Annotated in this window: 6 protein-coding genes; 1 reads left to right on the top strand and 5 read right to left on the bottom strand. The window is 70.3% G+C overall.

The window, feature by feature from the left end; translation table 11 throughout:
- Window positions 1–234: 234 nt before the first annotated feature.
- From BCL76_RS36015 to BCL76_RS36000, 5 genes are all read right to left on the bottom strand, one after another.
- On the bottom strand, window positions 235–1,434 hold the full coding sequence (locus tag BCL76_RS36015) for a cytochrome P450 (RefSeq protein ID WP_309136883.1): 1,200 nt from the start codon (window positions 1,432–1,434) through the stop codon (window positions 235–237).
- Window positions 1,435–1,662: 228 nt separating this feature from the next.
- Window positions 1,663–1,803 (bottom strand): hypothetical protein, encoded by a 141-nt coding sequence (locus tag BCL76_RS39310; RefSeq protein ID WP_181382877.1) that lies wholly within the window; start codon window positions 1,801–1,803, stop codon window positions 1,663–1,665.
- A gap of 191 nt (window positions 1,804–1,994) precedes the next feature.
- The gene (locus BCL76_RS36010; RefSeq protein ID WP_258310119.1) at window positions 1,995–4,784 is read right to left on the bottom strand and encodes a LuxR family transcriptional regulator; all 2,790 of its coding nucleotides are present in this window, start codon (window positions 4,782–4,784) and stop codon (window positions 1,995–1,997) included.
- A gap of 289 nt (window positions 4,785–5,073) precedes the next feature.
- Window positions 5,074–7,968, bottom strand: a complete 2,895-nt coding sequence (locus BCL76_RS36005; protein WP_109783598.1) for a helix-turn-helix transcriptional regulator — start codon at window positions 7,966–7,968, stop codon at window positions 5,074–5,076.
- 370 nt (window positions 7,969–8,338) lie between these two features.
- Complete coding sequence (locus BCL76_RS36000; RefSeq protein WP_109783597.1) at window positions 8,339–9,094, bottom strand: thioesterase II family protein; 756 nt, start codon at window positions 9,092–9,094, stop codon at window positions 8,339–8,341.
- Between the two features lie 269 nt (window positions 9,095–9,363).
- Between BCL76_RS36000 and BCL76_RS35995 the strand changes: the two genes are divergently transcribed.
- Window positions 9,364–10,272 carry a metallophosphoesterase family protein gene (locus BCL76_RS35995; protein ID WP_109783594.1) on the top strand — a complete coding sequence of 303 codons (909 nt, stop codon included), beginning with the start codon at window positions 9,364–9,366 and terminating at the stop codon, window positions 10,270–10,272.
- The last annotated feature ends 2 nt before the right edge of the window (window positions 10,273–10,274 follow it).

The following is a 10,274-nucleotide window of genomic DNA, read 5'->3' as shown; positions in this document are numbered from 1 at the left end:
GCGCGCTCAGAGCGGCACGTGGCCGCAGTCCACTGCGAATATCCGGTCGGGCCGCCCCTAGCCTCAACCACTAGCCGACCCCTTAGCTCCGACCCTCATAAGGGGTGTCAGGGTGTGACGGAGCCGCTTCCACTTGTCAGGGGCGGGACCGCCGTCCGACCGGCCGGTGGATCCCGGCCCGCCCGACGGCTGTGCGCGGGTACTGCCGCGCCGGCACACCGGTTCCCCGGTGCGCTACCAGGCGACGGGCAGTGCGTCGACCGCGTAGAGACCGGCCCGGTAACGGAACCCGAGCTCCTCCACAGGAACGTCCAACCGCAGCTCCGGCAGCCTCCGCAGCAGCGTCCCCAGGGCGATCTGGAGTTCGGCGCGGGCCAGCGACTGCCCGACGCACTGGTGCAGCCCGTACCCGAAGCTCATGTGTCCGCGGGCGGGGCGCGTCACGTCCAGGTGTCCTCCGCCGGGGAAGACCTCCTCGTCGCGGTTGGCGGTGGACAGCATGCACAGCACGCCTTCCCCTGCCCTGATCAGCTGTCCGCCGATCACCGCGTCCTCGACCGCGACCCGCCCCAACCCGTTCTGCACGAGCGTGGCGTAGCGCAGCATCTCCTCCACGGCCCCCTTGACCAGCGAGGGGTCCTGGCGCAGCAGGACCTGCTGCTCGGGATTGCGGTGCAGCGCGATGATGGACAGGGCGATCATGGCGGCGGTCGTCTCGTGCCCGGCCAGCAGCAACAGCAGCCCGCTGCCGGCCACTTCCTCGCCAGTCAGCTCGCCACGCTCCACCAGGCGGCTGAGGAACCCCTCGTCCGGGTTCTGCTGCTTGTCCACGGTGAGCCCGACCACGTATTCCATGAGGTCACGCTGCGCCGCCATCTTCTCCTCGGACTTCGCCGCCTCGTCCAGCAGGACGTGGCTGCGCTCCTGGAAGTACTTGGTGTCCATGGTGGGGACGCCCAGCAGCAAGGCGATGACGCCGGAACCGACGGGGACGGCGAAATCGGCCATCAGGTCGGCCGGCGATCCGCCGGCGATCATCTGGTCCAGCGTGTCGTCGACCATCTGCTGGATCTCCGGACGCAGGGCCTCGACGCGTTTCGCCTTGAACTCCGTCGTGAGCATCCGGCGCCTGCGAAGGTGTTCCTGCTCGTTCACGAAGGCGTCGGTGCTGCGGGTCGCGGCCGCCATCGCTCTCAGTTCTTCCGAGATGAGCGGAAATCCTGGTCGGGTGGCGTCCGCGCTGAACCGGGAGTCCGTCAGCACCGCACGGACGTCCTCGTAGCGGGTGATCAGCCAGCAGTCCTCACCGAACGGGAGGCCGATGCGGACTACCGGCGTCTCCTGCGCCGCCTGCTGGTAGGCGGGCGGCACATCGAGCGGGCAACGGCCGCGCGGCGAGGGAACGGTCAGCTGCTGCGCAGTGGTCACGGTCACGGCGGATCTCCTTCATCGTTCGCACGTGGTGCGTTTGTGGGTGAATCGCTGGTCGGCCTGGCCGACTGATCCGGACGACCGTGGCGTAGCGCATCAGCTCGTCCGGCGCCCCCTTGAAGAGCGTGGGGTCCCGGCGCATCAGGTCCAGGTGTGCGGGGATGGGCATCAGGGCGACGACGGACAGCGCGATCGTGCCGACGGTCGTCTCATGGCAGCCCAGCAGCAGGATCAGGCCGGTACCGGCACCTCTTCGGCCGTCAGCTCACCGCGTTCCAGAAGCCGGCCGAGCAGTCCGTCGTCAAGCTGCTCTTGCTTGGCGTGGGCGAGCCGGAGCATGTAGTCCATGAGTTCCCGGCGCGCCGTCGCCATGGCCTCGGGGCTCGCCTCGTAGTCGATCAGGAAGCCTCCCGTCCGGGCCGGGTGGTCGGTCCGCAGGTACCGCCGTGAAGCGCCCGAAGGGGCTCACGGCGGTACCTGTACGACTCTCACGTCGCTCCGCCCCTAGCCTCAACCACTACCAGCCCCTTAGGACGCGGCGTTCGTGCTGGTCGGACGGCGGATCAGGAGGTGCGGGCCAGCCGCTCGGCCCCGGGTCCGGCTCCCATGTTCGTCCCGACGAACAGGTCGCTCAGTTCGGCCCGGCTGCGCACACCGAGCTTGCGGTACACCCGCGTGAGGTGCTGTTCGACGGTGCTCTTGGTGATGAACAGCTTCCGTCCGATCTCGCGGTTGGAGTGGCCCACCGCCGCCAGAGCGGTGACCCTGCGTTCGGCGGCCGTCAGGCCGGCCGAACCCTCGTCCTCGCCCTCGACGCCTTCCAGCCCGCCTTCGCCGTCCGGCACCTCGTCGCGGAACAGCCGGCGGAACAGGGCGTCCGCACCGCAGTTGTCGGCCACGGTCCTGGCGTGCCGGGCCGCCATCCTGGCCTTGGCCGGCGCCCCGAGTGCGTGCAGGGCCTGACTGCGGTCGGCCAGGGCGCGGATGAGCTCGACCTGGCTCCCGCAGGCCTCCAGAAGATTGATCGACTCCCTGAGCAGGGCGGGTCGCTGGTCCGGTCCACTGACGGCCGCCAGCAGCCGCAGGGACACACCACGCGCTCGGAAGGTGCTCCCGCCCGGCCGGCCCAACTGCTCCCGTACGAGCGCGCGGGCTTCTACGGAGTTGCCCAGGGCGAGGTGGGCCTGCGCCGCGGAGCTGCGCCAAGGGAGGAAGGTCGGCGTGTCCGTTCCCCACTCCTTGGCGAGCTCGCCACAGGTCAGGAAGTCTTCCAGGGCGGCCGCGGGACGGTCGACGGCGAGGTGGTAGTGCCCTCGGGCATGGGTGTAGAGCAGTCCGTGCCGGGTCTCGAACATCCGCTCGGGGACGTCCCCGTTCAGCCACGCTCCGGCGGCCCCGCTCTTCCCGGAAGCCGTGGTGGCCAGGACGAGGGAGGACAGGGGGGTTCCCACGGCCATGCCCCAGCCGGGCAGTGAGATGGCCGCCAGGGCGGCGCGCCCGAATTCCTCGGCCGCCGGGAGCATGCCCTGCCGCAGCGCGATCTCGGCCCGAACGCCCGAGAGGATCGCCACGACGGTGCCCGACGACCGGGGTCCGGCCTGCTGGAGGAGCGCGTCGCACCAGAAGAGCGCCCGGTCCGGACGGTCGGCGTACACCAGCGTCAGCAGAGCCGCCTCCAGCGCTTCGACGACCGTTTCGTTGTACCGGCAGCCCCGCAGGATCTCCTCCGCCATGGCGACGGTGTGGTCGTGGGGGCCCTCGGCCATGACCGTGCCGAGCAGTTCGACGGCGTACGAGGACGGGCTCACCTGGCGGGGCTGGAGTCCGCGGCGCTGCGGACGCGGCGCGCGACCGGGTGCCTCGTCACTCACCGAGGGGCAGGTGCTCTTCAACCAGTGCCGCACGACGTGCAGTTCGTCCTCCACCCGGGGGTCACCCGCGTAGGGGGCCTCACCCAGCCTGGCGAGGCTTTCCTCGGCCTCACGGAACTGACCGTGCCAGGCGAGGTGCTTGACGGTCCAAGCCGCGTCGCCGCCCTTGAGGTGCCCCGCGTTCAGGGCGTCGACGAGCGGGTCGAGCCACGGCGACACCAGCCGGGGATCGATCCGCCAGCCGATCTTGACGCGCGCCATGACCACGGCGGACCGTTCCCGCTCCGTCCTCGCGCTCTGGCCGGCCAGGCGCAGGCAGTCGAGGCTCAGTTCTTCCTGTCCCTCTTCCATGGCCGTCTCGGCGGCGGCGAGCAGGGTACGGCCCGCCCAGGATTCGGTCACCGAGGCGGCGAGCAGGTGCTGCGCCACCACCGTGGCGGGGGCGCCGTCGTCGTGGAGCAGCCTGGCCGCACGCCGGCGCAGGTCCGCCTTGGTCACCGCGTCCACGTTCTCCAGGATGGCCTTGCCCACGGCCGCGTCGCGGAAGGTGCCGCCGTCCAGCAACCCGGCCGTGTCCAGTGCCGTCATGACCTGCTCGACGGCGTCGGCGCCCCGGCCGACCAGGCAGGCGACCAGAGGGGGCGTGGCCGCTTCCCCGAGTACGGCGAACCCGCAGGCGACGTCGAAGAGCTCGGCCTCGGCCCGGTAGGCCCAGGCGAGCGCCGCTTTGGTGAACGCGGTGCTCGCCACCGCCTTGGACGGCTGGTGCGGGTCGAGGCGGCGCGCGTCACGGCTGTCCGCCAGGAGAGCGTGGACGAGCAGGGGGTTGCCACCGCTGACGGCATGGAAGTCCGCCACGAGGTCGGACGCCTCGGTGGTGTCCACGTGGTGCTCGATCACCCCGGCGATGCCGTCGCGCGACAGGGGGAGCAGTCGCAGCTGGCGGGCCTGGGGGTGACGCAGCAGTTCCGCGTGGATGGCCGGAGGGAGCATGTGGGGGCCCGTGGACTCGCAGAGCACCATCATGAGCGGCGCGGTACGGAGCCTGCGGACGAGGTAGAGCAGGCAGCGCAGGGAGGCCGCGTCGGCGAGCTGTACGTCGTCCACCGCGACCACGACGAGCTGGCCGCGGGTCTCCCGGCACATGGCGGCGAAGAGCCGGTCCTCGAATTCCCCGGCCCCCTTGCTGCTGCGGGTGGCCGAACGGATCTCCTCTTCGTCGTCCGATCCCAGGAACAGCTCCTTGATCACCGCGAGATCGGCGCCCGACGCGGCGACCGATCCCGAGGCGCTGAACACCTGGGCTCCGGCATCGGCCGCCCGGCGCAGGAACACGTCGAGCAGGGCGGTCTTTCCGACCCCCGGCCCTCCGCCGATGAGGACGACCCCGCCTTCGCGGCGCCGGACCCCAGCCATGACGTCCGTGAGCAGTTTCATTTCCTCGTCACGCTCGAAAAGCTCCGCGACAATACCGCCTGCCACAATCCCCACCCGTTTACCCACGCTTACTCGAGAAATACTTGAGAACCACTTCGAATCGAATGCAGCACCAATTGATTCGACTGTACTGAGACGAACCCCTGCACCCAACCCCTACCTTCGCCAAACCGCCCCCCTACACCCCGCGGAGCTGGTATTTCGAGGTTTGCACAGGACCCCCTAACCTGCCCGGAACAGCCCCGGGGAGGCGCGCTACGCCAGGCCCGGAGGCAGAAAAGCCGATGCCCGCCCCCCCTTACGGGGGACGGGCATCGGCATGTATCGGAGCGTCTCAGACCTCGACAGGAGTCTCCAGTTCCAGCGGCAATTCGTCCCGTCCGGCGACCTGCAGTTTCTTGTAGACACGGGTGAGGTGCTGCTCGACCGTGCTCTTCGTGATGAACAACCTCAAAGAGATCTCGCGGTTCGTGTAACCGTTGGCGGCCAGCACCGCCACTTTTCGCTCGGAGTCGCTGAGTTCCTGGCAGCGTGCCGATTCGGCTTCGGTCGGCCCCGCCTCGACGGGGAGCGGTTCCCGCGCCGGTACCACCGGGTCCGCGGTCCGGACGTGGCAGGCGGCGAGGTGGGCGGGCCTGTCCTCGTGGTCGGGCGGTTCGGCGCGGTGCAGCAGGGACTTCGCCCCGCATTCCTTCGCCAGTCGTGTCGCCCGGCGGCGGGCCACGGCGGCCCGACGGGACTCGCCGGACTCCTCGTGGGCGTCCGCGAGGTCGAACAGGACGCGCGCGGCCCCCAGGCCGTCACCGGCCCTGCGCAGTTCGCCGAGTGCCTCGTCGAGCAGGGGTACGCGCGCGTGCGCTTCGCCGGCGAGGGCCGCGGTGTGCAGGGAGACGCCTCGGACCCGGGGGGAGCCGTCGGCCACCATGGCCAGCTGTTCCCTGGCGAGTCTCAGCGCCTCCTCCCTCTCCCCCAGCCGCAGCATCGCGTCGGCGGTGTCCGTGCGCCACGGCAGCAGGCCCGGCCGGTCCACCTCCCACAGGCCCGCGAGGCGCCCCGTGGCGTGGAAGTCCCTCAGCGCGGAGTGGTACCGGTGGTTCGCCATGTGGTAGAGCCCCCGGGCCCTGCGGTAGCTCAGCCAGTGCGCGCTGCCGGGCAGGGACCGTGCCATCGGACGGCTGAGGTGGTGCGCCGCCTCGTCGAGCTTCCCCTGGGCGATGTTGACCGCCACCATGTGGGCGACCGCCGTCCCCTCGAAGGCGGACCGGTGCCGCTGGGGCAGTGCGGTCAGGCAGTCCCGTAAGCCCTTCTCGGCCGCCGCGAGGTTTCCCCTGTGCAGATCGGCCTCGGCGCGCAGAACCCTGAAGGACGCCTGCCAGCCCGGGGCGCCCCGGCCGACCGCGTTCCTCAGGAACACGTCGCACCAGTACGCGGCGCGCTCGGCAGCTCCGTTGTACAGCAGCGACTGGATCGCGTTCAGGAGCGGGTCGAGGGTGAAGTCCGTCAGCGGGGTGATCTCCAGGAAGCCCTCGGCGCCGGCGACGTACTGTTCCAGCGCCCTGGGCCGCTCCGCCTCCCAGTGCCTCATCGACCGCCTCGCCGACAGCCGGCCCTGTGTCCGCGGCACGGGTGGTGCGGCGTCCGGCCGGACGCCTTCCTCCCGGTCGGCGCTCCTGTGCATCGGCATGGCCGGCGGCCAGAACACCGGCTCCAGGCCGCCGTCCCAAGCGGTGCCGATCTCGTCCCCGGCCTCGGTCGCCTCCCCGGCTCCGCAGTCGTCCGCCCGTGCGCAGTCGGTGACTTCGCGTGCCTGTTCCAGCCAGCCTTGAGCGTGCAGCAGCTCGGCGAAGGACCTGACGGTCGCCGCCGGCATGGGCAGGACGCGCAGCCTCTCCAGCACCTCCGCGAGGTGGAGCTCGGCGGCCGCGGCCCCGATCCGCCGCGCGATGAGGGCGAGCCTGATCCTGATCTCGATGCGGCGCCGGGGGTCCTCACAGGCACTGTGGGCGAGTTCCAGGTAGGACACGGCCTGCTTGACCTGATCGTCGAGGAGCACCTGCTCGGCAGCCTCCTGGAGCACTCCCACCCCCCAGTCCGCGTCGACCTTCCCGGCCTGGAGGAGGTGCTCGGCCGTGACGTACGGCGGCGCCGCGCAGGCGTGCAGCAGGTCGGCCGAACGGGCGTGGAGTTCGATGCGCTGCTCGGGATCCAAGGCGTTCAGAACGGCGTCCCGCGCCGGCCGGCTACGGAAGGAGTGGCCCTCGACGATGCCCGACTCACCGAGGGCGTGCAGACACTCGGCGAGCTGCTCGCGGCCGACGTCCAGCAGCTGGGCCAGCAGCTCCCGGTTGACGAAGTCCCCGAGGACGGCCAGTCCGACGGCCACCTGATGGCTGCGCTCCCCACCGCGTTCCAGACAGGCCAGCAGCGCGTCCCGGAAGATCTCCCCGGCCGGCGGCTCCGCCGCGGGCCGGTGCGCGCCGGGCCCGGCGTGCGCACGGTGGTCTTCGACGAGGGCGCGCAGGAGCAGGGGGTTGCCGCCGCTCAGCGCGAAGTAGCGGTCGACGGTCTTCGCGTCGAGCCGGCCGGGCCACGCCTCGGACAGCACGCCGCGGACGCCGCCACGGCCGAGCTGCGGCAGCCGGACCCGCGTGAAGTTCGGCTGTCTCAGGAGCTCGCCGCCGAAGGCCACGTCCTGGCGCCCACCGGCGAGCGGCTGCGTGAACACCATCAGGAGAGGAGCCGTGCGACAGTGCCGGGCGAGATGCAGCAGTTGCCTCAGGGATTCGTGGTCGCCGTGCTGGACGTCGTCCACGGCGATCACCACGGGCGCGGACCGGGAGAGCTCCCGCACCGAAGCACAGAATTCACGCTGCAGTTCGTAGCGCTCGGTATCACGGCGGAGCTGCCCGCTCGCGCCCTCGCCCTGAACACCCGAGAGGTCGGTGATCAGAGCACGGAAACGCCCGGCGAGCCGCCCGTAGAAGGAGGTTCCATCGACGATATTCCGGAGCAGACTCAGCGGAATTTCGGACTCTTGAACGGTTGCCGCTGTCTGCAGAACCACCGATCCGGAAGATTCCGCGTAATCGGTCAAGGCGGCCAGGATTTCACTTCTGCCGCAGCCGGAAGCAGCTTCCAGCAGGACAGTCGCAGATCTTCCGGACGAACACACCGCAGTATGTGCGGCGATGAGCTGTTTCGTTTCTTCAGCTCGCCCGAACAGCACCATGGATATGAAACACCCCCGGAGTTGAGTCGTCCAGACCACCCCCGTGTGGCCGAACACTCGGCCCGAGCGGCCTGAAGACCGAAGGTCTCCTCGTGCTCGAACCCAATGTCAGACAACATCAAGATCCATGCAGTGTCAACCGACCTCGAATGGCCACGAGATCGTCCGTCAATCCCCTCAACCGCACGAGTCGGCCAGGAGGGTCACGCGTGAGCCACTCTCCCGCGAATACTCGGCCAACTACGACGACATCAAGCCAGGAGGGAAATGTTCACGCCATGAGCGGCGCCCGCTTTCCTTGAGAGAGAAACCAAATTTTGCCTCGAATTCTCCAAGACGTCCGCTGTCGACGGGCCCGGAGGGACCCGCCTCAGGCGACCGTCGACGCGACCCGCGCGATGGCGTCGATGACCCGCGCCGCCTGCTGGTTGAGGTAGAAGTGGCCGCCGGGGTAGGTCTGGAGCTCGAACGTTCCGGTGGTGTGCTCCTCCCACGCCCGCGCCTCGTCCGCGGAGACCTTCGGGTCGTCCACGCCGAAGTGCGCCTGGATGGGGGCTTGGAGCTTCGGTCCCGTCTCGTAGCGGTAGGTTTCGGCGGCCTTGTAGTCACTGCGGATCGCCGGCAGGACCATCCGCAGGATCTCCTCGTCGCCCAGGACCGCCGCCTGGGTCCCGCTCAGCGACTGGATCTCCCTGATCAGGTCGTCGTCGGAGCGGAGGTGGACCTGCTCGTCGCGGTGCCGCGACGGAGCGCGGCGCCCCGACGCGAAGACCGCGAGCGGCACGATGCCCTTGGCCTCCAGCCGCAGGGCCACCTCGAAGGCGAGCGTGGCACCCATGCTGTGACCGAAAATGATCAGAGGGCGGTCCGCCCAGGGCAGGAGCGCGTCCGTCACCGCGTCGGCGAGGTCCGCGATGTTGTCGATGCCCGGCTCGTCACGGCGGTCCTGCCGGCCGGGGTACTGCACGGCCACCACGTCGAGCGCGGGCGAGAGCGCCTTGGAGACCGGGAAGAAGTACGGGGCGGAACCGCCGGCGTGCGGGAGGCAGACCAGCCGCACCTTCGCGCCGGGCGCGGGGTGGAACTGTCGCATCCACAGGTTCTCGTCAACGCCGCTCGCGGTCATGGCAGTTCCCTTCGTCGCACAGGTCCGTGGCACCGGCCGCCGGCCGCACCACCACCGCCGTCGCACCTGAAAGGATCTTGAGCGAACCTTCCGGGCGGCCACAACCCCTGATCACCTACCCACCCACCCCTACATGCCGGATCCGGTTCGGGCCGCCCCCACACATCTAGGGGGCGGCTAGGGGTTTCGCCGGGCAGTGGGTCAGATCACTCTGAAGCGGTGCGGTTGCCGACGCCGGGTCGAACCGATACCGCGGGAAGGCAACAGGAATGAGTGCGAACCACCACCCCACACCGCGCGGAGTCGTGCTGCCCCCTGCCCACGACGGCAGGCTGATGGCCATCAGCGACCTGCACGTGCGCCACGAGCGCAACCGGGACATCGTCCGTGACCTGCGGACGGACTCCCCGGCGGACTGGCTCGTCGTGGCCGGGGACGTCGGGGAGACCGTGTCCGACATCGAGAGCACCCTGTCCGTGCTCCGCGAGCGGTTCGCCCAAGTGGTCTGGGTGCCGGGCAACCACGAGCTGTGGACCGACCCGGGCGACCCGGTGCAGCTGCGCGGCGAGAGCAAGTACCGGCATCTGCTCGACATCTGCCGCCGACTGGACGTGATCACCCCGGAGGACCCGTACCCGGTGTGGAACGGGCAGGGCGGCCCCGCCGTCATCGCCCCGCTCTTCGTCCTCTACGACTACAGCTTCCGTCCGCCCGGCGCCTACTCGAAGGAGCACGCGCTGCGGCTGGCGGACGAAGCCGGCGTGGTCTGCACCGACGAGTTCCTCCTGCACCCCGACCCGTACCCGACCCGCGAAGCCTGGTGCCGCGCCCGACTGACCCTGACCCGGGAACGTCTCGACGCGCTGCCGCCCGGTCTGCCCACCGTCCTGGTCAACCACTTCCCGCTGGTCCGGGACCCCACGAGGGTCCTGCGGTACCCCGAGTTCGCCCTGTGGTGCGGCACGACGGAAACCGCCGACTGGCACCGCAGGTACCGCGCGGCCGCGGTGGTCTACGGGCACCTGCACATCCCGCGCACCATCCACTGCGACGGCGTACCCCATCACGAGGTGTCCCTCGGCTACCCGCGGGAGTGGGAGCGGCGCGCCACACCCCCCGGGCGTCCGGTCCAGATCCTGGGGAACGCCGCGGCGGTGGCCGCTGCCCGCACCTGGTAGCG

Source organism: Streptomyces sp. CG 926 (assembly GCF_003148825.1).
Lineage (GTDB): Bacteria > Actinomycetota > Actinomycetes > Streptomycetales > Streptomycetaceae > Streptomyces.
The sequence above is the reverse complement of the archived record's forward strand: the minus strand, read 5'-3'. Positions and strand labels throughout refer to the sequence as shown.